This window comes from Caulobacter sp. BE254, assembly GCF_031457295.1.
GTDB lineage: Bacteria > Pseudomonadota > Alphaproteobacteria > Caulobacterales > Caulobacteraceae > Caulobacter.
Genome location: NZ_JAVDWJ010000015.1, coordinates 55900 through 76868 on the forward strand (window position 1 = coordinate 55900; position 20969 = coordinate 76868).

Annotated in this window: 20 protein-coding genes; 6 read left to right on the plus strand and 14 right to left on the minus strand. The window is 69.3% G+C overall.

Annotated features, from left to right (window positions below; translation table 11 throughout):
* Nucleotides 1-18: 18 nt before the first annotated feature.
* Nucleotides 19-2307, minus strand: coding sequence for a PAS domain-containing protein (locus J2X41_RS21280; protein ID WP_310085558.1), 2289 nt, complete (start codon nucleotides 2305-2307; stop codon nucleotides 19-21).
* Between the two features lie 182 nt (nucleotides 2308-2489).
* Here J2X41_RS21280 and J2X41_RS21285 point away from each other — a divergent pair, with 182 nt between their 5' ends.
* Nucleotides 2490-2969, plus strand: coding sequence for a Dps family protein (locus J2X41_RS21285; RefSeq protein WP_310085561.1), 480 nt, complete (start codon nucleotides 2490-2492; stop codon nucleotides 2967-2969).
* A gap of 16 nt (nucleotides 2970-2985) precedes the next feature.
* The gene (locus J2X41_RS21290) at nucleotides 2986-4203 is read left to right on the plus strand and encodes a cell wall hydrolase (RefSeq protein WP_310085564.1); all 1218 of its coding nucleotides are present in this window, start codon (nucleotides 2986-2988) and stop codon (nucleotides 4201-4203) included.
* 5 nt (nucleotides 4204-4208) lie between these two features.
* On the opposite strand, the gene J2X41_RS21295 is transcribed toward J2X41_RS21290, so the two are convergent.
* Nucleotides 4209-4694, minus strand: a complete 486-nt coding sequence (locus J2X41_RS21295; RefSeq protein WP_310085568.1) for an N-acetyltransferase — start codon at nucleotides 4692-4694, stop codon at nucleotides 4209-4211.
* Between the two features lie 13 nt (nucleotides 4695-4707).
* The gene (trxB, locus tag J2X41_RS21300) at nucleotides 4708-5715 is read right to left on the minus strand and encodes a thioredoxin-disulfide reductase (protein ID WP_310085570.1); all 1008 of its coding nucleotides are present in this window, start codon (nucleotides 5713-5715) and stop codon (nucleotides 4708-4710) included.
* A 430-nt stretch (nucleotides 5716-6145) separates the two neighbouring features.
* Between trxB and pseI the strand changes: the two genes are divergently transcribed.
* Complete coding sequence (gene pseI, locus J2X41_RS21305; RefSeq protein WP_310085572.1) at nucleotides 6146-7198, plus strand: pseudaminic acid synthase; 1053 nt, start codon at nucleotides 6146-6148, stop codon at nucleotides 7196-7198.
* A gap of 278 nt (nucleotides 7199-7476) precedes the next feature.
* On the plus strand, nucleotides 7477-7701 hold the full coding sequence (locus tag J2X41_RS21310) for a DUF6894 family protein (protein WP_310085575.1): 225 nt from the start codon (nucleotides 7477-7479) through the stop codon (nucleotides 7699-7701).
* Between the two features lie 21 nt (nucleotides 7702-7722).
* Here the strand turns inward: J2X41_RS21310 and J2X41_RS21315 are convergent, their stop codons facing one another.
* From J2X41_RS21315 to J2X41_RS21345, 7 genes are all read right to left on the minus strand, one after another.
* Nucleotides 7723-8175, minus strand: coding sequence for a MarR family transcriptional regulator (locus tag J2X41_RS21315; protein ID WP_310085577.1), 453 nt, complete (start codon nucleotides 8173-8175; stop codon nucleotides 7723-7725).
* A gap of 235 nt (nucleotides 8176-8410) precedes the next feature.
* Complete coding sequence (locus J2X41_RS21320; protein WP_310085578.1) at nucleotides 8411-9634, minus strand: ELM1/GtrOC1 family putative glycosyltransferase; 1224 nt, start codon at nucleotides 9632-9634, stop codon at nucleotides 8411-8413.
* Between the two features lie 71 nt (nucleotides 9635-9705).
* Nucleotides 9706-10179: a transcription elongation factor GreA gene (greA, locus tag J2X41_RS21325; RefSeq protein WP_028037562.1), complete on the minus strand. Its 474-nt coding sequence runs from the start codon at nucleotides 10177-10179 to the stop codon at nucleotides 9706-9708.
* A 238-nt stretch (nucleotides 10180-10417) separates the two neighbouring features.
* A complete protein-coding gene (locus J2X41_RS21330; protein WP_310085582.1) occupies nucleotides 10418-11098 on the minus strand; it encodes a glutathione S-transferase in 681 nt (226 codons plus the stop codon).
* A gap of 80 nt (nucleotides 11099-11178) precedes the next feature.
* Nucleotides 11179-12900: a ubiquinone-dependent pyruvate dehydrogenase gene (gene poxB, locus J2X41_RS21335; RefSeq protein ID WP_310085585.1), complete on the minus strand. Its 1722-nt coding sequence runs from the start codon at nucleotides 12898-12900 to the stop codon at nucleotides 11179-11181.
* A 72-nt stretch (nucleotides 12901-12972) separates the two neighbouring features.
* A complete protein-coding gene (locus tag J2X41_RS21340) occupies nucleotides 12973-13263 on the minus strand; it encodes a DUF1294 domain-containing protein (RefSeq protein ID WP_310085587.1) in 291 nt (96 codons plus the stop codon).
* Entirely contained in the window at nucleotides 13260-13724 is a 465-nt protein-coding gene (locus tag J2X41_RS21345; RefSeq protein ID WP_310085590.1) for a hypothetical protein, read from the minus strand. The genes J2X41_RS21340 and J2X41_RS21345 overlap by 4 nt, the downstream gene beginning before the upstream one ends.
* 183 nt (nucleotides 13725-13907) lie before the next feature.
* Here J2X41_RS21345 and J2X41_RS21350 point away from each other — a divergent pair, with 183 nt between their 5' ends.
* Nucleotides 13908-14462: a hypothetical protein gene (locus J2X41_RS21350; protein WP_310085592.1), complete on the plus strand. Its 555-nt coding sequence runs from the start codon at nucleotides 13908-13910 to the stop codon at nucleotides 14460-14462.
* Nucleotides 14463-14709: 247 nt separating this feature from the next.
* On the opposite strand, the gene J2X41_RS21355 is transcribed toward J2X41_RS21350, so the two are convergent.
* The 4 genes from J2X41_RS21355 to J2X41_RS21370 all read right to left on the minus strand — a co-directional run bounded on the left by J2X41_RS21355 (nucleotide 14710) and on the right by J2X41_RS21370 (nucleotide 20373).
* The gene (locus J2X41_RS21355) at nucleotides 14710-15096 is read right to left on the minus strand and encodes a hypothetical protein (protein WP_310085595.1); all 387 of its coding nucleotides are present in this window, start codon (nucleotides 15094-15096) and stop codon (nucleotides 14710-14712) included.
* Between the two features lie 286 nt (nucleotides 15097-15382).
* Entirely contained in the window at nucleotides 15383-18676 is a 3294-nt protein-coding gene (carB, locus tag J2X41_RS21360; protein WP_310085598.1) for a carbamoyl-phosphate synthase large subunit, read from the minus strand.
* Nucleotides 18677-18836: 160 nt separating this feature from the next.
* Nucleotides 18837-20045, minus strand: a complete 1209-nt coding sequence (locus J2X41_RS21365; protein WP_310085600.1) for a patatin-like phospholipase family protein — start codon at nucleotides 20043-20045, stop codon at nucleotides 18837-18839.
* A 121-nt stretch (nucleotides 20046-20166) separates the two neighbouring features.
* A complete protein-coding gene (locus J2X41_RS21370) occupies nucleotides 20167-20373 on the minus strand; it encodes a cold-shock protein (RefSeq protein WP_007666377.1) in 207 nt (68 codons plus the stop codon).
* A 288-nt stretch (nucleotides 20374-20661) separates the two neighbouring features.
* On the opposite strand from J2X41_RS21370, the gene J2X41_RS21375 reads away from it, so the two are divergent.
* Nucleotides 20662-20898, plus strand: coding sequence for a hypothetical protein (locus J2X41_RS21375; RefSeq protein WP_310085604.1), 237 nt, complete (start codon nucleotides 20662-20664; stop codon nucleotides 20896-20898).
* Nucleotides 20899-20969 lie beyond the last annotated feature (71 nt).

Sequence of the window (20969 nt, forward strand, 5' to 3'; positions counted from 1 at the left end):
CGCGCTCCTATCGCTGCTCTAGTGGTGGGTCCCGTTGCTCCCATGCCGGTCCCACGCATCCGCCATGGCCTGGGCCAGGGCGTCCAGGGCGTAGGGCTTGCGCAGCAGGGGCCACGGCGTCTCGTGGGCGCGGACCAGTTCCTGGCCGGTGTAGCCGGAGCTGAGCAGGATGGGCAGCTCGGGCCGCTCGTGCGACAGGGTCACCGCCAGGTCGACCCCGCTCTTGCCGCCCGGCATGATCACGTCGGTGATCACCAGGGCCAGGGTCGGGTCGGTGCGGGCGATGGCCAGGGCCTCGTCGGCGCTGGCGGCGCGGCTGACCATGTGGCCCAGCTCGTCGATCATCGCGGCGATCAGGTCGCCCACCTCGGCGTCGTCCTCGACCAGCAGCACGTGCGAGGTGGCGCGGGTGGCGGGCGGCTGGACGGCCCGCACCTCGACCGGCGAGAAGGCCTCGCGCACCGGCAGCATCATGGCCACAGTCGTGCCGACGCCCAGCTCGGACTCGATGCTGACCTCGCCGTCGCTCTGGCGCACGAAGCCGTAGACCTGCGACAGGCCCAGGCCCGTGCCCTTGCCGACCGGCTTGGTGGTGTAGAAGGGCTCGAAGGCCCGCTCCAGGGTCTGGGCGTCCATGCCCGCGCCGGTGTCGCGCACGGCCACGCGCAGATAGCGGCCGGCCGGCAGCTCGCCCCGGGGCTCGGCCAGGTCGACGCCTTGCGAGGCGATGGTGATCCGCCCGCCGGGCGGGGTGGCGTCGCGGGCGTTGACCACCAGGTTCAGCAGGGCGGCCTCGAACTGGCCGGAGTCGGTCAGGGTGGTGCGGCCGCCGGCCTGCAGGTCCAGGGCCAGGTCGACGCCTTCCCCGACCGCCCGGCGCAGCAGGCTCTCGCTGTCGGTGATCATCGCGTCGATCCGGCAGATCTCGGGGTTCAGCGGCTGGCGACGGGCGAAGGCCAGCAGGTGCTGGGTCAGCTTCTCGCCGCGCCGGGCCGCCGACTGCGCCGCTTCCAGCATGCGCTCGCGCCGCTTGTCGTCCACGGGGTTGCGCTGCAGCACGTCCAGGGCGCCGATGATCACGGTCAGCAGGTTGTTGAAGTCGTGGGCCACCCCGCCGGTCAGCTGGCCGATCGCCTCCAGCTTCTGGGACTGGGTCAGGGCGGCCTGGGCGGCGTCGCGCTCGGCCAGGGCCTCTTGCACGCGGTCGGCCAGCAGTTCGTTCAGGCCCGTCAGCTTGGCCTCGGCCTCCTTGGCTTCGGTGACGTCGAAGGCGATGCCGATGAAGCCGATGAACTCGCCGCCCGGCCCCAGGCGCGGCTGCGAGAACGACTTGAGCCAGCGGATCTGGCCGTCGGCCCGGCGATAGCGGCCCTGCAGGCTGAACGGCTTGCGCGAGGCCTCGCCGGCGATCTGGGCCTTGAGGATGGCCGGCAGGTCGTCGGCGTGCAGGCGCGAGCGCCAGTCCAGCACCAGGGCCTCCTCATAGGTCACGCCGGCGAACTCGACATAGGCGGCGTTGACGAACACCCGCAGGCCGTCGTCGCCGCTGATCCACATCAGGGCCGGGGCGCTGTCGGCCAGGGCGCGGAAACGGGCCTCGCTCTCGCGCAGGCTCTCCTCGGCGCGGCGGCGCTCGGTGACCTCGAAATTGACGCCGAGGACGCGCAGGGCGCGGCCGGCCTCGTCGCGGAGCACCTCGCCGCGGCCGTGGATCCAGCGCTCGCCGTCGGGATGGTCGGCCAGCCGGTATTCGACCTCGTAATGGCCGCCCTTCAAGGCCTCGCGCAGCTTGCCCCGGACCAGGGCGCGGTCGTCGGGGTGGACGACCTCGATCAGGCCGTCCAGCTCGACCGGGCCTTCGAGCGGCAGGCCCAGGTTGCGGCGGGCGGTGGGCGACAGGTCCAGAACGTTGTTCTGGACGTCCCACTCCCACGGGCCGACCCCGGCCGAGGTCTGGGTGACCTGCAGCCGGGCCTCGGCCTCGGACTGCCGGCGGCGGGCCTCGGCCAGCTTGACCATGCTGGAGCGCAGGCCCGCGGCCACCGCGGTGGTGATCAGCGACGAGACCAAGAACAGCACCAGGGTGGCGATCTGGCTGCGGGTCACGGTCTCGCCCCGGAAGGCGCCGAGCAGCCAGCCGGCGAACGCCAGGCCCGCCGCGATCGGGGCCAGACCCCACCGCCAGCCGGCATAGAGGGTGACCAGGATCATGGCGGGAAAGAAGGTCTGGGTCGCGCCGACGCCGGCGGTCAGGCCCAGCAGGGCGATCCTCAGCCCCACCGCCGCCAGGATCGCCGCCGCCGTCACCAGGGCCGCGCGCCAGGCCGGCGGCGGGATCCCCGGGATGAGCCACGCGCTTATCGTGTCAGGCCAAACGCGCCCACCAACTTTTGCGTGGGGATCTTCAATCTTCATGGGAGTCCAGGCGGATAACGGCTTGCCTGGAGCATGGACACGCTTACCTAGGACGCGCAACACGGGAGATCATGATGGCTGCGAACCTGAACACCGGCTTCACCGCGAAGCAACGCGCCGACATCGTGGCCGGCCTGAACAAGGTTCTGGCGGACAGCTATGCGCTGTATCTGAAGACCCACGGCTATCACTGGAACGTGCGCGGCCCCAACTTCCAGGCCCTGCACGTGCTGCTGGAAGGCCAGTACACCGAGCAGTGGACGGCGCTGGACGCCATCGCCGAGCGCATCCGCGCGCTAGGCGAACTGGCGCCGATGGGCTATGGCGCGTTCGGCAACCTTTCCAGCATCAAGGACGGCGACGCCGAGAAGGAATGGGAAGGCATGTTCCAGGAACTGCTGGCCGACAACGAGACGGTGATCGCCACCTTGCGCGGCGCCTTCACCGCCGCCGACCAAGCCGGCGACGAGGCCACCGCCGACCTCTACACCCAGCGCCTGGCCGCCCACGAGAAGCACGCCTGGATGATCCGTTCCACGCTCGGCGGAAAGTGATCGCCCTGGAGCCTTCGTGCCCGAACTAGATCGACAGTCGGTGATCAAGGCCGTCGGGGCGCTGGTCGTCCTCGGCGGCCTTTCCGCGTGCGCGGTCGGGCGCGGTCCCGCCGGCTCCGGCCGCGCGGCCGGCCTGACCACCGTCGCCGGATCGCTGTCGGACGCCGGCCTGGCGCGCTACGCGGCCGACATGGATCCGGCGATGCTGGCCCTGGCCCGCCGCCACGATCCCCGGCCGCACAAGGACTACTGGGGCCGGGTGCGGGGCTGGGAGAAGCTGGACCTGCACGTGATCCCGCGCCTGGGCGACCGCGATGCGGACTTCGACGAGGCGCGGATCATCAACGGCTTCAAGCCCGCCTCGCCCCTGGCCGTGGAGCCGTCGCGGCCGTTCATGCTGACCGGCGCCGCCACCGAGCGCGACAAGGCCCTGCGCTGCCTGACCCAGGCGGTCTATTTCGAGGCCGGCTTCGAGCCGATCGAGGGCCAGCGGGCGGTGGCCCAGACCGTGATCAACCGGGTGCGCCACCCCGGCTATCCCAAGTCGATCTGCGGCGTCGTCTACGAGGGCGCGGCGCGGGGGACGGGCTGCCAGTTCAGCTTCACCTGCGACGGCTCGCTGCTGCGGACGATCAGCCCGGTGGTCTGGACCAACGCCGAGATCATCGCCAAGCAGGCCCTGGCCGGCTACGTGATGAAGGACGTGGGAACCGCGACCCACTACCACGCCAGCTACGTCTATCCGTACTGGGCGCCGACCCTGGTCAAGCTGCGCACCGTGGGCACGCACGTCTTCTATCGCTGGACCGGGCCCTCGGGCACGCAGGCGGCCTTCCGCGGCCGCTATTCGGGCGACGAGACGGTCTCGGCCGACATCCTGATGGGCGCCGACCCGCGCACCCTGGAGGCCGCCCCGCCAGGTTCGCTGGCCGCGGTGGCGGCGGGAACCGAGAGCCTGGTCCCCGTGGCCACCGGCGAGGCGGCCAAGATCGTCAGCCCCGAGGGCGTGGTCGAGATCCTGCCGCCGATGACCGGCGATCCGGCCGCGGCCATGCGCGGCGGCCGCCGCCTGCCGACGCCGGAAGAGATCGACAAGATCAACAAGGCCCTGGGCGTGCTGGAAGCGCCGCCGGTCGACACCACGGTCAAGCCCGTCGAGGCCGCCCCGCCGCCTCCGCCGGAACCGCCCAAGCCCAAGCCGCGGCCGCCGAGTTTGGTCAATCGGCTGAACTGAGCGAGTTAGAGTCCGAAGGCCTTGGCGTAGGTCACCGTCACCGGCGTATCCAGGGCTCCGCGAACCAACGCCAACCCCATGAACGACGGTCCCGAGAACGGCGCCGTCACGGTTCGCGCGGCCTCCGCCGAATAGCCGACGCGCGGATAGTAGTCGGGATGGCCCAGCACGATCACGGCCTCGATCCCGGCCTTGCGGCACAGCTCATGGCCGACCTGCATCAGCGCCGCGCCCACTCCGTCTCCCTGATGAGGGGGCGGCACCGACAGCGGGGCCAGGGCGGCGAAGCGTCGGCCGGTGTCGGTGATCAGCGGGCTGAACAGCAGGTGGCCGATAATGAAGCCGTTCTCCTCGGCGACCAGTTCCACCAGGGCGTCGCCGTCGGCGCGCAGGGCGTCGACGAGGTCGGCTTCGTCAGGCTGGCCGAAGGCCGCGGCCACCACGGCGTGTATCTCGGCGCGATCCTCGCTCGTGGCTTCCCTGATCAACATGGGCGGATCAGCATCACCAGACCCCGATCTTCTCGGCCTCGTGGTGGCTGATCGGGTGGTGGGCCTTCTTGTGGTCTTCCTCGGCCAGGAAACGCACGGCCTCCAGGGCGGCCATGCAGCCCATGCCGGCCGCGGTCACGGCCTGGCGGTAGACGTCGTCGGTGACGTCGCCGGCCGCGTAGACGCCGGCCACGGCGGTCGAGGTCGTGCCCGGCTTGACGCTCAGATAGCCGCCGGCGTGGGTTTCCAGCTGGTCCTTGAACAGCTCGGACGACGGGGCGTGGCCGATGGCGATGAACACGCCGTCGCAGTTGACGACCTGCGTCTGGCCGGTCTTGACGTTCTTCAGCCGCACGCCGGTCACGCCCATCGGGTTGCTGTCGCCCAGCACCTCGTCGATGGCGCTGTCCCAGATCACCTCGATCTTGGGATGGGCCAGCAGGCGCTCCTGCAGGATCATCTCGGCCCGCAGCTCGTCCTTGCGGTGCACCAGGGTCACCTTGCTGGCGAAGCTGGTCAGGAACAGGGCCTCCTCGACGGCGGTGTTGCCGCCGCCGACCACGACCACTTCCTTGTTGCGATAGAAGAAGCCGTCGCAGGTGGCGCAGGCGCTGACGCCGAAGCCCTGGAACTTGGCTTCGCTCTCCAGGCCCAGCCACTTGGCCTGGGCGCCGGTGGCGATGATCAGGGTCTCGGCGAACCAGTCCTGGCCGCTGTCGGTGGTGATGTGGAACGGACGCTTGGAAAGGTCGGCGCTCAGCACGATGTCGCTGACGAACTCGGTGCCCACATGCTCGGCCTGGGCCTTCATCTGGTCCATCAGCCACGGGCCCTGGATCACGTCGGCGAAGCCGGGATAGTTCTCGACGTCGGTGGTGATCGTCAGCTGGCCGCCCGGCTGGATGCCGGCGATCAGCACGGGCTTCAGCAGCGCGCGGGCGGCGTAGATGGCGGCGGTGTAGCCGGCGGGACCCGATCCGATGATCAGGCAGCGGGTGTGGCGGGGTTCGGGAGTCGACATGGCGCAGATATAGGGCCGATTCCGCGTTGGCGCGACTCCGGGCGGGTATGATGATCCTCCCCCTGTGGGGCAGGGCTATCGCATATGAAGAACGAAAGGTGGACGGCCTGAGCCGTGCGTCCAATCGAGACCAAAAAGGCAGGCTCGTGAGTCTGTTTGGATTCGTTTTGTTCGCCTTTTGGTAGAGCTTGCCTCGATCCAACGCGGGCTCTCGATAGGACGAATCCATATGCGATACCCCTGCCCTGTGGGGGAGGTGGCCCGAAGGGCCGGAGGGGGGATTGGCGGGGTGTCGGCCGCCCTGAAACTCCCCCCACCGATCGCTGCGCGATCGCCTCCCCCACAGGGGGAGGACCAAGGTCCACGCGATCAACGCCTCGTCCACGATTTCAAGGTTAATGTGGCGGCAACACCCATAGAGCCCTCGCCCATGACCGCCCCCTTCATCGAGATCGCCGGCCGCCGGATCGGCGCCGACCATCCGCCCTATCTGATCTGCGAACTGTCGGGCAACCACAACGGCAGCTTGGACCGCGCCCTGGAGATGGTCGACGCCGCCGCAGACACCGGCTGCGACGCCATCAAGCTGCAGACCTACACCGCCGACACCATCACGCTGGACGTCGACCGGCCCGAGTTCAGGATCCACGGCGGCCTGTGGGACGGGCGCAGCCTGCACGAGCTCTACCAGGAGGCCCAGACCCCCTACGAATGGCACGCGCCGATCTTCGAGCGCGCCGCCAAGCGCGGCGTGACGATCTTCTCCAGCCCGTTCGACGAGACCGCCGTCGACCTGCTGGCGGGCCTGGACGCCCCCGCCTACAAGATCGCCTCGTTCGAGGCCGTCGACCTGCCGCTGATCCGCTACGCCGCTCGCCAGGGCAGGCCGCTGATCATCTCGACCGGCATGGCCAACCTGGCCGAGATGCAGACCGCCCTCGACACCGCTCTGGAAGCCGGGGCGGCGGGGGTGCTGCTGCTGCACTGCGTGTCCAGCTATCCGGCCAGCTTCGAGGACGCCAATGTCCGCACCGTGGTCGACATGGCCGCTCGGTTCGGCTGCCCGATCGGCCTGTCGGACCACACGCCGGGCACGGCGGCCTCGGTGGCGGCGGTGTCGCTGGGCGCCTGCGCGGTGGAAAAGCACTTCACCCTGGCGCGCGCCGACGGCGGCCCGGACGCGGCCTTCAGCCTGGAGCCGGCCGAGTTCCGCGCCCTGTGCGACGACACCCGCAACGCCTGGAAGGCCCTGGGCCGGGTGAACTACGACCTGCTGGGCAGCGAAGGCGGCAATCGCCAGTTCCGCCGCTCGCTCTACGTCACCGCCGACGTCGCGGTCGGCGAGATCCTGACCAAGGCCAATGTCCGCTCGGTCCGCCCCGGCAATGGTCTGCCGCCGGCCGACTACGAGGCCGTGCTGGGCCGCCCGGCCGCCCGCGCCCTGAAGCGCGGCGAACCCCTGGCCTGGGACATGGTGGGTTAGGGGCTGTGGACTGTTGACGGTCTTGGGCCGAATTCCCCGTCCTTCGACAAGCTCAGGATGAGGAATTCTACGGAGCCGCCTTGCCGGTAGCCCTCATCCTGAGCCTGTCGAAGGACGAGGGCGGCGCCTCGGCGCCAAACGGTCCGGAACCTGGAGGGGCAAGTCGAAGACGCCGTTCGCCCCGACTGCATCCGAAAGCCCAAGGCCGACGTTGCTTCCTTGGGCTGGCGCCCAGTTTGCGTGGAGACGCGCATCTGTGGCGTAGAGGAGGCATGGACATGCCCCGCTTTCATTTCGAGGTCCGGGGCGCCGAGCGCTTTCCGGATCCCGAGGGCGTGATGCTGAGAGACCGGGCGTCGGCCCGCAAGGAGGCCGCGCGGCTGTCGGCCGCCCTGGTGCGCGACTATCCGGAGGTGTTCGCCGAAGGACGCTCATGGAGCCTGTGCATCCTCGACGAGGAAGGACGGACGCTGGAGACGCTGGCGATCGATCCGCCGCCTTAGGCCGGCGGGCAAAGGGCGCGGCTATTTCCCCAGAGCCGTTCGCCTGGCCGGCGGCGAGAGCCGGGCCAGCAGCCTTTCGAGGTCGTCGACCAGCCGGTCCAGCGTGGCCGGGTCGAAGATCTCAAGCCATTGATCTTCCAGGGCGCCGAGCTGCGCCATGACATCGTCCGCCAAGCGGCGACCGGCGGGCGAGGCCTCGACCAGCACGGTGCGGCGGTCCCTGGGCGGGGTGGAGCGGTCCACTAGGCCGCGCGCCACCAGGCTGTCGATCGTCCGGGTCAGCGAGGTGCGGTCCATCGCGCAGGCCAGGGCCAGTTCGGTCATGGTGGACGCGCCCGCCTTGGCCAGGGCGTTCAGGGCGATCCATTGGGTCAGGTTCAGGTCGCGCGGCAGTAGCGCGTCCGACACGAGGGCCCGTCGCTGCTGCTCCACCCGATAGAGCACCTCGGTGAAACTGGCGCGCGAGAGGCTCACGATGGGATCGATGTCCTTCGGGGCGATGGCTCGGCCAAGGTTGCGGCGTTCGTGACCGGTAACGCGGAGGAGATGGCCCCGTTCCGTAAACGTCGAGGTTGCGGCCCGGATTCAGCTTGAGCGTGTCGATTTCGCTCACCGAGCGACCTGGGGCGGAGGCTTGAGCGTGCGGGATCGGCACGCTGGCGCTTGGCCCGCCGTATCCAGATGGACTTGGCGATCTCCATGTTCAAGGTCAGGACGCCTTCGGCAAGTCTATCCGGCCTCGCCCGTCCATCCGCGCCACCACCTCGGCCGCCGCCCGGCCGGTCTCGTCGACCGGTTCGTAGGTCCAGCCATGGAAGGCGCCGCCATAGGGCCGGGCCGCGCCCATGCCCTCCAGCTCCTGGTGGAACAGGCGAAACTTCAGGCTCGTCCCGTCCATCTTCAGGATGAACACCGGCTTGCCCGTCGAGGCCGCCTCGGTGGCCATGTTGGTGGAGTCCTCGGTGACCAGGATGTAGTCGGCCGCCGCCAGGAAGGCGAAATAGGGGTTGGGCCCGGTCCCGTCCCAGATGATCCCCGGCAGGTGGCGCAGGCGGGCGGCCAGCAGGGCCTTGGCCGGCTCGGGCGTGCGCCGCGAGAAGGTCATCAGCAGGCTGCCGCCCTCCTGCTCCAGCGGCAGCTGGATCTGGTGGGCCATCTCGGCGGCCCGCACGGCCGACAGGTCGAAGGCCCGCGACTTGCCGCCCAGCAGCACCGCCACGCGCGGCCGGGGCAGGGCGTCGATCCGGTCCTTGAACGCCTCGTACTCGCTCTCGAGCCGCGCGGCCGTCACCCGGTGCGGCGAGCCGGTGATCGGCAGGACGTTGTCGCCCGACAGCCGGTCGTGCTTGGGCGGGATCACCAGGTCGAACATGTGGGCCGGGACGCGCGGGTCCTGGATCTGCACGACATAGGTCTTGCCGCCCGACCAGCGCCTGGCGCGGATCGACAGGGGCAGGGTGGCGCGGCCGGCGGCGATCCACAGGTCGGGCCAGGGGGGCTGGATCTGGCTCTCGGGCGTCAGCCAGCGGCGCGGCAGCCAGTTGGCCCACCAGGGCAGGCGGCCGGTCCGGCCGCTCCAGCCCACGCGCTTGACGACGATCGTCGCCGGGACCTGGCGGGCCACGGCCTCGGCCAGGCCCACGGCCTGGGCCTCGATGCCGGCCCGGCCGTCCGAGATCGCCCAGATGACGATGGGTTCGCGGGGGGGCGGGTCTCGGGCGGGAAGCTCGGGGACGGGGGGAGGCGTCGGCTCGGGCGCGGGCGTCTCGACGGCCCCGGGGCGCGACTTGGGACGGGCCGCGACGCGCGGCTCGGGCTTGGCGGCCTTCGGCGCGGCGGCGGCGGCCTTGGCCGAGGCCTTGCGGGCCTTGGCGACCTTGGGCTCCGTCGCCGCCGATGTCTTCTTTTCAACCACGTCGGTGATCCCGGCCATAGCAAGACGACGCGCCGGCAAGCTGGAGCGGCCGGCGCGTCGTCTGCAATGTCCCTGGAATGGGGCTTAAGCTAGACCCATTCGACCTTGAGGATCTCGTAGGCCTTCACGCCGCCGGGCGTATAGACCTCGACCACCTCGCCGACTTCCTTGCCGATCATGGCGCGCGACAGCGGCGAGCTCAGCGAGATGCGGCCCGACTTCACGTCGGCCTCGTGGTCGCCGACGATCTGGTAGCGAGCCTCTTCCTCGGTGTCCTCGTCGACGACGCTGACCGTCGCGCCGAACTTCACCTGGGTGCCCGACAGTTTCGAGACGTCGATGACCTGGGCCCGCGCGATCTTGTCCTCAATCTCGGCGATGCGGCCTTCGATCCAGCCCTGGCGTTCCTTGGCCGCATGGTACTCGGCGTTTTCCGACAGGTCGCCATGCTGGCGCGCCTCGGAAATCGCGGCGATCACCGCCGGCCGTTCGATGGTCTTCAAACGCTTCAGTTCTTCGTCGAGGGTCTGGTAACCCCCGGCGGTCATCGGCACTTTTTCCATTGCGGATTTTAGCTCGGTTCGCCCAAAGGGAGGAAGACTCCCGGACGTTGGCGCGACGACCGGGGGCTGAGAGGATAGGCGCCGCGTTAGCGATAAGCAAGTACCCGCCCGTAAAGTGAAGCTTGACCGGGACGGCGGCCCGGATCAAGCGCGCTCGCGGGGTTCTTGTTCCTTTTGCGTTGTCTGGTGCGGTTGGAGGCATCCAGATGGGCATGTCCCCCATGGCCGGCAAGGCCCGTCAGCCCGCGTAATCGTAGGGTCCCCCGCGCTCCAGGGCCTGGCGGTAGGCCGGGCGGGCGTGGATGCGGTCCAGGAACGCCTTCACGTGCGGCCGGGAGGCCGCCCCGGCCCGGGCGGCGCCGGCCTCGAGCGGGAAGCTCATCATGATGTCGGCGGCGGTGAAGTCCGGCCCGGCGAACCATTCGGCCTTGGCCAGCTCGGCCTCCCAATAGTCGATATGGCTCTTCAGCTGCGGGTCGACGAAGCCGCTCTGGGCCTTGGCGGCGATGGTCCTGACCAGGCCCTTCAGCAGGCCCGGCGCGCGGTCGGGCAGGGCGGTGAACACCAGCTTCAGCAGCAGGGGCGACATGGCCGAGCCCTCGGCATAGTGCAGCCAGTAGGTCCAGCGCAGCCGCTCGGGCGTCCCGGCGGCCGGGACCAGCCGGCCCTGGCCATAGGTCTCGACCAGATATTCGACGATCGCCCCGGTCTCGGCGATGGTCCTGTCGCCGTCGGTGACCCCATCATCTGTAATAATTGGCGACTTGCCCAGCGGATGGACGGCCAGCAGTTCGGGCGGCGCCAGCATGGTCTGGGGATCGCGTTCGTAGCGCCTGACCTCGTAGGGGACGCCCAGCTCCTCCAGCAGCCACAGCACCCGCTGGCTACGCGAGTTGTTCAGATGATGGACGATGATCATGGCGGCTCCCCGAAGCAGGGGCGCAGGGGGCACGGCGAAGGCCGCATCCGTCAAGGGCCATATCCGTCAGGGGAAAGCCGTCACCGCAGCAGGTTGACCTTGGCCAGGTCGATCAGCTCGCCCGCCCGGCCGTCCAGCACCGCCTTCAAGGCGAAGACGCCGAAGTTTCCGGCCTCGCGGGCGGCGATCCGAGGCGGCATGACCAGTTCCTGGCGGGCGCTGACCACATCGACCAGGGCCGGGCCGGGATGGGCGAAGGCCGCGGCGATCGCGGCCTCCAGGGCCTGCGGGCGCTCCACACGGAAGGCCTTCACGCCCATGGCCTGGGCCATGGCGGCGAAGTCGGGATTGACCAGGTCGACGGCGGTGTCCAGGAACCCGCCGGCCTTCATCTCCATCTCCACGAAGCCCAGCGTGCCGTTGTTGAGCACGATCACCTTCACCGGCAGGCCCAGCTGCGACAGGCTGATGAAGTCGCCCATCATCATCGAGAAGCCGCCGTCGCCGGACATCGACACCACCTGCCGGTCCGGAAAGGCCGCCTGGGCCCCGATCGCCTGCAGCATGGCGTTGGCCATCGAGCCGTGGTTGAACGAGCCCAGCAGCCGCCGGCGGCCGTTCAGTTTCAGGTAGCGCGCGGCCCACACGGTGGGCGTGCCGACGTCGCAGGTGAAGATCGCGTCCTGGGCCGCCAGGTCGCTGACCACCCGCGACACCTGCTGCGGATGGATCTGCGTAGCGCCCGGCGTGATCGCGGCCAGGGCGTCCAGCCCCTCGCGGGCCTTGGCGTAGTGCGCGAGGGCCTTGTCCAGGAAGCGGCGGTCGGTCTTGACGGCCAGCCGGGGCAGCAGGGCGTCCAGCGTCTCGCCCACCTCGCCCAGCACGCCCAGCTCGATGCGGCAACGGTTGCCCAGGGCCTCGGGGCTGACGTCGACCTGCACCACCCGGGCCTTGTCCGGATAGAACTGGCGGTAGGGAAAGCCCGAGCCCAGGATCACCAGGGTGTCGCACGCCTTCATGGCCGCGTAGCCCGACGAGAAGCCGATGAAGCCGGTCATGCCCACGTCGTAGGGGTTGTCGTGCTCGATCGACTCCTTGCCGCGCAGGGCGTGGACGATCGGGGCCTTCAGGGCCTCGGCCAGGGCCAGAACCTGGTCTCGTGCGCCGGCGCAGCCGACGCCGCACAGCAGGGTGATGCGCTTGGAGTCGTTGAGAACGGCGGCCAGGGCGGCGACGTCGCGCTCCGGCGGGACCAGCCGGGGCGGGGACGGAGCGATCCAGGTCGGCGGCCCCGCGTCCAGCGGCCGCAGCGCCACGTCGCCCGAGATCACCACCACCGCCACGCCCTTGCGGGCGATGGCCACGCGCAGGGCCCGCTCCAGCACCTGCGGCAGGTTCTCCGGCTGGGAGACCAGCTCGACATAGTGGCTGCAGTCCTTGAACAGGCTCTCGGGGTGGGTGGCCTGGAAGTAATCGATGCCGATCTCGGTGCTGGGGATATGGGCGGCGATGGCCAGCACGGGCGCGCCGCTGCGCTGGGCGTCGAACAGGCCGTTGATCAGGTGCAGGTTGCCGGGACCGCAGCTGCCGGCGCAGACGGCGACCTGACCGGTCAGCTGGGCCTCGGCCCCGGCGGCGAAGGCCGCGGCCTCCTCGTGGCGCACATGGACCCAGTCGATCTTTCCGCGCGCCCTCAGGGCGTCTGTGAAGCCGTTGAGGGAGTCGCCGGCCACGCCGTAGACGCGCTTGACGCCGGCCGCTTCCAGGGTCTCGGCGATGAGGTGGGCGGCCGTTCGCGTCATCGCCGATCCTTGGGTGCTCGGGGTTGGAAACCTTCAACACCCTGGACGGCGATGGGTTCGATGGTCTTGTCCTTATCGGCTGTGGTGACGCGCCCACCAGACCGCCAGGCCGGCGACGATGGCCGCGGCCTGCGTGAAGACGATCAGGGTCAGCCAGGCGCCGAATGGCTGCTTGCGGGTCTTGTGGCGGAACACCGGCCGGGCGACCAGGGCGCCGACGCTGCCGCCCAGGGCGGCCAGGACCAGCAGCAGGCGCTCGGGAATCCGCGACCGGCCCCGGACGGCGGCCAGCTTGTCCCAGCCGAAGACCAGGAAGGTCGCCAGGTTCAGGACGCCCAGGACCAGCGCCGCCAGGGCGGTCACGCCGAGGCGTCCACCCGGTGGAGCGGCGGCGCCTCCAGCGGCTTCAGGTCCGGCTCGACCCAGCCGCGCCGGGCCGCGACGCTGAACAGCCGCTCGCGCGACCAGAAGCTCAGCGGCCAGGCCTTGTCGCCCATCGGCGTGGCCAGCAGCCGCGCGGCGGCCTCGCCGTCGGAGGTCCCGGCCGGCAGGGCGGCGACGAAGGCGCGGATGGCGGCCAGATAGGCCTGGGTGATGGTCTCGTGATAGCCGTGATGGTCGTCGTTCACCCCGCCGACCGCGACGTTGTAGGTCTGGATGATGCCCGGCATGTCGCGCTCCAGGCCCTCGTTGCGCGTGCGGACCAGGCGCAGGGTGGCGACCATGTGCGCGGCGTGCGTCCACCGGGCCTTGGGCAGGCTGTGGTCCAGCAGGCGGCGGGCCAGGTCGGCGATTTCGGTGTCGGTGTAGAGAGGGGCGGTCATGGGGCAAGGCTTAGCCCTCGCCGGGACGGGGCTCAATTGGGACTGAAGCGTCGGTTCCGTTTTCGAACTCTGTGCTGACTTTTGGAAGGGCGGGTCACTGTGCTGTTATGTTGATGGTGTCGTGGTCGCCGTCGTGACGTTAAGAACGACGGTGGGGAGTCGAGGCCTGCTCTAGGGGGCACCATGGGTATCTTGTTCGTATATCTAATCGTCTATGTTTTTGTCTTCGGCCTGATCGGGGCCTTCATCGCGACCAACAAAGGGGTGTCGATAACAACCGGCGTCCTCCTGTCGGCCTTGCTCGGCCCGATCGGCCTAGTCGTCGTTGCCCTGCTCAATCCCGTCCCGGCTCAGGACGCGGCATTGGGCAGCCAGATACGTCCCCAGCGGTTTGACGGCGGCGAAGCCTGTTTGGAAAATGATCGCTATCGCCTCTGGCTGGTCGAGACCTACGGCGTGACCCGCAACGACGTCCTCAACGTCTACGCCGTCAACGGTGAGCCCTTCACCACGCTGGACCTGGCGCTCGCGCACGTCGATGGGTTCGAGCGGCTGAAACTACGCGAGCAGGAGGCCGCCGCTGAGGCCCATGAGGTCCTGCGCCAAGCCAGGGCTGCGGCTCTGGCTCAGGACGAGCGTAACAGCAACACCACAACTCGCATCATCCTGATTGTCCTCGGGGTTCTGGTCGCCGCCGGCGTTCTGGCGCTGCTCTTCCAATCCTTCGCGGCCCTTTGAATTGCGGCGAATGACGCCGAAGCCGGTCATGCCGACAGACCACGGGCCAAGAAGCTGAACCCCCTCCGCCATGTAGTGGGCATGCACGAAAGGGCGGATGTCAGCAATCCACCCGTCCCAGACTCTCGGAACCTCTGCTTTGTGAAAGCTTCGTTCCACCAAGGCTTTAGGGCGCGCCCGCACCGCCGGCGGAGGGCGTCAGGGCTAGGCCGGAAAGGCCTTTCCTCCCACGATGGGAGGATGATCCTCACAGCCGCCCGCGTCGGCCGCCCTTCAGCTTGTCCAGCGCGCGGCGGGCGTGTTCGGCCTGGGCGGCCACTGGGGCGGCCACTGGGGCGGCCGCCGGCCGCGAGGCCATGATCATCGCGCTCACGTTCGCCACGCCTTGGGCGGCGTGCAGGCCCGCGGCGGCCGTTTCGGCCAGCGGCGGCTTGCCGCGTGGCGTCGGCACGATCAGGGCGACCTTGCGGGCCATGGCGGCCAGTTCGCCGACGGCTTTCACCTTGTCGCGGGCCTGGCGGATGACGGCGGGATCGGTGGCGGCCTCGATGGTCTTCCAGGCCGCGTCGAGGGCGGCCATCAGCTTGAGCTGGAAGGCGGCGCACCAGGTGGGGATGTCTTGAGCTTGGGTCATGCCGCTAGTGTGCGGCCGTCCTGGAAGGTGGGGATCGGAAACGTGCGTTTTTGTGTAGGGCGTTGATTAAGCTGGTGTTTGATTCGGCGGGAGCGGGGATAGACGACCTTCGACCCACCTCGCCACCGTCATCCCGGGCCTCGTGCCCGGGACCCCTCTGTCCGCCGCAGGTGCGGATGAGTGGCGCGCTGGCGCGCCAAGGCGCTTCACGTGCGAGCTGAACCAGGGGTCCCGGGCACGAGGCCCGGGATGACGAGCTATAAGAGAGCAACCCTGTGGATAACTTCTACTGGTAGCTCTGCAGCGGCCGCACCTCCAGCGCCTCGGCGGGGGCCGAGGAGATGGCCTGGGCGGCGGCCAGGGCGCCGGCCGAGGTGGTGTAGTAGGGCACCTTCATCATCAGCGCCGTGCGGCGGATCTCGAAGCTGTCCTCCAGCGCCTGCTTGCCCTCGGTGGTGTTGAACACCAGCTGCACGCCGCCGTTCTTCATCACGTCGACGATGTGCGGCCGGCCTTCCAGCACCTTCTTGACCAGCTCGACCTCGACGCCCTGCTCGGCCAGGTAGCCGCGGGTGCCGACGGTCGACAGCACCTTGAAGCCCGCGGCTTGCAAGAGCTTCACCGGCTCGACGATCCACGGACGGTCGCTTTCCTTGACCGAGACAAACGCGGTCCCGGAGGTCGGCAGGTTCACCCCGCCGCCCAGCTGGCTCTTGGCGAAGGCGCGGGCGAAGGCCGGGCCCAGGCCCTGTTCGCCCTCGCGGATCCAGTCCAGGCCCATGACCTCGCCGGTCGAACGCATTTCGGGGCCCAGCACCGTGTCGACGCCGGCGAAGCGGGCGAACGGGAAGACCGCTTCCTTGACCGCGATATGGTCGTACGGCTTGTCGGTCAGGCCGAAGCTCTTCAGCGTCTCGCCGGCCATGATCTTGGCGGCGATGGCGGCCACGGGCTGGCCGATGGTCTTGGCCACGAACGGCACGGTGCGCGAGGCGCGCGGATTGACCTCCAGCACGTAGATGCGCGGGTTTTCCGAGTGCGGCTCCTCGATGGCGAACTGCACGTTCATCAGGCCGCGGACGTTCAAGGCCAGGGCCATCTTCACGGTCTGGCGCTTCAGCTCCGCCACGGTGGCGGCGCTGAGCGAGAAGGGCGGCATCGAGCAGGCGCTGTCGCCCGAGTGGACCCCGGCTTCCTCGATGTGCTCCAGCACCCCGGCCACGAACACGTCCTGGCCGTCGCACAGGGCGTCGACGTCCACCTCGGTGGCGCGGCTCAGATAGTGGTCCAGCAGGATCGGGTGCTCGAACGAGATCTCGCCGGTGTTGGCGATGTAGCGTTCCAGGTGTTCGTGGTCGCGGATGATCTCCATGCCGCGGCCGCCCAGCACGTAGGAGGGGCGCATCACGAACGGGAAGCCGATCTTGTCGCCTTCGGCCCGGGCCTCGTCCCAGGTGCGGGCGATGGCGTTCTCGGGCTGGGCGATGTCCAGGCCGTTCAGCAGCTGCTGGAAGCGTTCGCGGTCCTCGGCCAGGTCGATGGCGTCGGGGCTGGTGCCCAGGATCGGGACGCCGGCGTCCTGCAGCGCCTGGGCCAGCTTCAGCGGCGTCTGGCCGCCGAACTGGACGATCACGCCGGCCAGCTCGCCCCTCGATTGCTCGACGGCCAGCAGCTCCAGCACGTCCTCGGCCGTCAGGGGCTCGAAGTACAGGCGGTCGGAGGTGTCGTAGTCGGTCGAGACGGTCTCGGGGTTGCAGTTGACCATGATCGACTCGACGCCGATCTGGTCCAGGGCGAAGGCGGCGTGGCAGCAGCAGTAGTCGAACTCGATGCCCTGGCCGATGCGGTTGGGACCGCCGCCCAGGATCACCGCCTTCTTGCGGTCGGACGGCAGGCTCTCGCACTCGGGGACCTGGCCCAGGGCGCCGGTCTCGTAGGTGGAGTACATGTAGGGCGTGGTGGCCGCGAATTCGCCGGCGCAGCTGTCGATGCGCTTGAACACCGGGCGCACGCCCAGGGCCTGGCGGGCCTTGCGGACGTCGCCCTCGGCCCCGCCCGTCAGCTTGGCCAGGCGGGCGTCGGAGAAGCCCTGGGCCTTCAGGGCGCGGAACCCTTGGGCGTCGGTCGGCAGGCCGCCGGCCCGGACCCAGCCCTCCTGGCGCACCAGTTCGGCGATCTGGCGCAGGAACCACGGCTCGTAGCTGCAGGCGGCGTTGACCTCCTCGACCGTCAGGCCGTGGCGGAAGGCCTGGGCGATGACGCGCAGGCGGTCCGGGGTCGGCGTGCCCAGGGCGCGGACCACGGCAGCGCGGCCGGTGTCGGGGTCGTCGGCGCCGTGGATCTCGACCTCGTCGAAGCCGTTGAGGCCCGTCTCCAGGCCGCGCAGGGCCTTCTGGACGCTTTCCTTGAACGTGCGGCCGATGGCCATCACCTCGCCGACCGACTTCATGGCCGTGGTCAGCAGGGGCTCGCTGCCCGGATACTTCTCGAAGGCGAAGCGCGGGATCTTGGTGACGACGTAGTCGATGCTGGGCTCGAACGAGGCCGGGGTCGCGCCGCCGGTGATGTCGTTCTTCAGCTCGTCCAGGGTGTAGCCGACCGCCAGGCGGGCGGCGACCTTGGCGATCGGGAAGCCGGTGGCCTTGGACGCCAGGGCCGACGAGCGCGACACCCGCGGGTTCATCTCGATCACCACCATCCGGCCGTCCGCCGGGTTGACCGCGAACTGGACGTTCGACCCGCCGGTCTCGACGCCGATCTCGCGCAGCACGGCGATGCTCGCCGCGCGCATCCACTGGTATTCCTTGTCGGTCAGGGTCAGGGCCGGGGCGACGGTGATCGAGTCGCCGGTGTGGACGCCCATCGGGTCGATGTTCTCGATCGAGCAGACGATGATGCAGTTGTCCGCCGTGTCGCGGACCACCTCCATCTCGTATTCCTTCCAGCCCAGGACGCTTTCCTCGATCAGCACCTCGGTGGTCGGCGACAGGTCCAGGCCCCGGGCGACGATCTCCTCGAATTCCTCGACGTTATAAGCGATGCCGCCGCCGGTGCCGGCCAGGGTGAAGCTGGGGCGGATGATCGCCGGCAGGCCGACGAACTCCAGGCCGTCGCGGGCCTCTTCCAGCGTGTGGGCGGCCTTGGACTTGGGGCTTTCCAGGCCCAGCTTGTCCATGGCGTCGCGGAACTTCTGGCGGTCCTCGGCCTTGTCGATCACCTCGGCCTTGGCGCCGATCATCTCGACGCCGTACTTGGCCAGGGTGCCGTTGGCCTCGAGCGCCAGGGCGGTGTTCAGCGCGGTCTGGCCGCCCATGGTCGGCAGCAGGGCGTCGGGACGCTCCTTGGCGATGATCTTGGCGACCATGTCGGGGGTGATCGGCTCGATATAGGTCGCGTCGGCCACGTCCGGATCGGTCATGATCGTGGCCGGGTTCGAATTGACCAGGATGATCCGGTAGCCCTCGGCGCGCAGCGCCTTGCAGGCCTGGACGCCCGAATAGTCGAACTCGCACGCCTGGCCAATGACGATCGGCCCGGCGCCGATGATCAGGATCGAGGAGATGTCTGTTCTTTTGGGCATCGGAAAACTCGCGCGCAGAGACACGGTCGCGCACATCCGCGCGCCCGCTGCCGACCATCTTGCAGGTTAAGCCGCCCGTTTAGAGAGGGAGTCGGGTTGGCGCAACCCTGGAGTCGGGCCGCGTCCGGGGACAGGCGCATGCGCCTGTCCCCGGCCAGCTTCACCGACCGCTGATCGTCGGCGGGGCGGGGATGACCGGCGGCACGTCGCGCGGGGGTTCGAGCGGTCCGTTCGGGTCGTCCGGCAAGGCCCAGGCCCAGCCGGCCTCGGCCCGCTCGCGGCCCAGCCGGAACAGGGCCTCGCGGTTCTTGGCGTCGAAATCCAGGCCCGAGGTGTCGGCTTCGGCGCTGTCGGGGATGGCGCTGTAGAACAGCTGGCCGCCGTTGCGCCGGGCGAAGCCGTAGCTGGCCGCCAGGTGGGTGCGCATCAGGGCCTTGCTCATGGCGTCCCACGAGCGGCCGACGATCGACAGGGCCCCGCCCTTGGTGAAGCCGAAACTGCCGTCGACCTTGCCGTTGACGATCACGTACATCCGTCCCGGACGGACCGAGTTCTTGGCGGCGGTCCACAGCAGCAGCGACTCGGGGGCGACGAAGAACGGGATGGTGACCCCGCCGTCGACATGCATCTCCGACAGCTCCCGGCCCTTGCCCTCGACCTCGATCAGGGCGGGCGGGAAGACGCCGGGGATGCTGGTCGAGGCGACCAGCACCCGCTTGAATAGCTCCCTGGAGGCTTCGTCGCCGCGGCTGGCGATCGCGCCCATGTCCCAGATCACCGTCTCCTCGGTGTCGAGGTTGGTGGTGGCGATCAGCAGGCGCCGTCCGCGCCGGTGCTCGGCGACGATGGCCTGCAGCATGTCGTCGGTGACATAGCCGTCGACCAGCTGGCGCAGGGCCGCGCTGCTGTAGAAGCTGGGATGGAACAGCACGCCCAGGCCGCGCGGCTTGAGGATCCGGCCGGCCGCCTTGCCGGTATAGGCCTCCGTCAGGCGATCGTCCCAGCTGGGGCCGAGGAAGGCGAACGGGGCCGTCAGGGCGCCGGTCGAGACGCCGGTGACGATGTCGAACTCGGGCCGCTCGCCGCGCTTGGTCCAGCCGACCAGCACCCCGGCCCCATAGGCCCCGTTCGAGCCGCCGCCCGACAGGGCCAGCACGTCGAAGGTGTGCTGGGCCAGGGCGCGCTTGCGGGCCGGGTCGCCGAACCGGACGGCGGCGTCCTTGTCACTGGCGTTGAAGCGGATGTCGGCCAGGCCCTTGGGCGGCGGTCCGGCCAGGTCGCTGGCCTGGAAGGCCGGGCGCGACAGCGACCCGCAGGCGCACAGGCTCAGGGCGGCCAGGACGAGGGCGAAGAGGCGGGCTGGACGCATGGCGCTGACGGGGCTCGCTGCCGAAACCTTCGAACCCTGTTACGCGCCCCAGGGGAGCGCGCAAGAAAAATGGGCCGGCGCCAGGCGCCGACCCATTCCAAATCTCGTGAGCGTGAGGCGATTAAGCCTGCAGTTGGCCCGCCGACATCTTGCCCGAGCGGTTGTCGCGCTCGAGTTCGTAGGTGATCTTCTGACCTTCGTCCAGGCCGCGCAGACCGGCGCGTTCAACGGCCGAGATGTGCACGAAGACGTCAGCGCCGCCGTCGTCAGGTTGGATGAAGCCGAAGCCCTTGGTGCCGTTGAACCATTTCACGGTGCCGGTAGCCATAGTGGTAGTCCTTGCAGTCAATATTCGTCGGCGGAGTCGTTCCGCGCGACGATCAAATTTCGTTGGGGGTCGGTGGGCGCGTCCGGCGCTCTCGTTAAGGAGAGCATGGAAAAGCAGGCCGAACGTCAGCGAATTTCGATAATCCACCATGACCCGCATGGAGGCTCTCGGCAAGTGAATTCGTGAATCGACTTAAAACGCAAATAGTTTTGGACCCTAGGCGGCACCTTGAACGTTAAGCTAATTCTCGCGCTACCGCGGGAGTTTTTGTTTTCCGAGGAGTGCACCATGACCCTGATCGAGCGGATTCCTCTGCTGAACGACCAGGAGCTGGTCACGCTTCTGGCCAACGCCCGCCGCCTGGACATCGTGGGCACGCCCGCCCAGCGCCTGGCCGCGACAGAGGTCCTGCCCGTCCTGGAACTGGAAGCCTCCAAGCGTCGCCAGGTCACCCTGGAAGCGGCGACCAAGAAGCGCGGCGCGACGGCCGCCAAGCGCAAGGCCGCCGCGGCCGAAGCAGCCTGAAGCGACTGACTCCAGAAAGACGCCTTGCCTCCGTCGTTGTTGATAGTCATTCTCAACAACGACGGAGCGCT

Bases quoted from the DNA above. Each gene is read 5' to 3' on its own strand.
- J2X41_RS21285 (WP_310085561.1), top strand. From the start codon at position 2,490: ATGGCTGCGAACCTGAACACCGGCTTCACCGCGAAGCAACGCGCCGAC.
- J2X41_RS21295 (WP_310085568.1), bottom strand. From the start codon at position 4,694: ATGTTGATCAGGGAAGCCACGAGCGAGGATCGCGCCGAGATACACGCC.
- trxB (WP_310085570.1), bottom strand. From the start codon at position 5,715: ATGTCGACTCCCGAACCCCGCCACACCCGCTGCCTGATCATCGGATCG.
- pseI (WP_310085572.1), top strand. From the start codon at position 6,146: ATGACCGCCCCCTTCATCGAGATCGCCGGCCGCCGGATCGGCGCCGAC.
- J2X41_RS21310 (WP_310085575.1), top strand. From the start codon at position 7,477: ATGCCCCGCTTTCATTTCGAGGTCCGGGGCGCCGAGCGCTTTCCGGAT.
- J2X41_RS21320 (WP_310085578.1), bottom strand. From the start codon at position 9,634: ATGGCCGGGATCACCGACGTGGTTGAAAAGAAGACATCGGCGGCGACG.
- greA (WP_028037562.1), bottom strand. From the start codon at position 10,179: ATGGAAAAAGTGCCGATGACCGCCGGGGGTTACCAGACCCTCGACGAA.
- J2X41_RS21330 (WP_310085582.1), bottom strand. From the start codon at position 11,098: ATGATCATCGTCCATCATCTGAACAACTCGCGTAGCCAGCGGGTGCTG.
- poxB (WP_310085585.1), bottom strand. From the start codon at position 12,900: ATGACGCGAACGGCCGCCCACCTCATCGCCGAGACCCTGGAAGCGGCC.
- J2X41_RS21345 (WP_310085590.1), bottom strand. From the start codon at position 13,724: ATGACCGCCCCTCTCTACACCGACACCGAAATCGCCGACCTGGCCCGC.
- J2X41_RS21350 (WP_310085592.1), top strand. From the start codon at position 13,908: ATGGGTATCTTGTTCGTATATCTAATCGTCTATGTTTTTGTCTTCGGC.
- J2X41_RS21355 (WP_310085595.1), bottom strand. From the start codon at position 15,096: ATGACCCAAGCTCAAGACATCCCCACCTGGTGCGCCGCCTTCCAGCTC.
- carB (WP_310085598.1), bottom strand. From the start codon at position 18,676: ATGCCCAAAAGAACAGACATCTCCTCGATCCTGATCATCGGCGCCGGG.
- J2X41_RS21365 (WP_310085600.1), bottom strand. From the start codon at position 20,045: ATGCGTCCAGCCCGCCTCTTCGCCCTCGTCCTGGCCGCCCTGAGCCTG.
- J2X41_RS21370 (WP_007666377.1), bottom strand. From the start codon at position 20,373: ATGGCTACCGGCACCGTGAAATGGTTCAACGGCACCAAGGGCTTCGGC.
- J2X41_RS21375 (WP_310085604.1), top strand. From the start codon at position 20,662: ATGACCCTGATCGAGCGGATTCCTCTGCTGAACGACCAGGAGCTGGTC.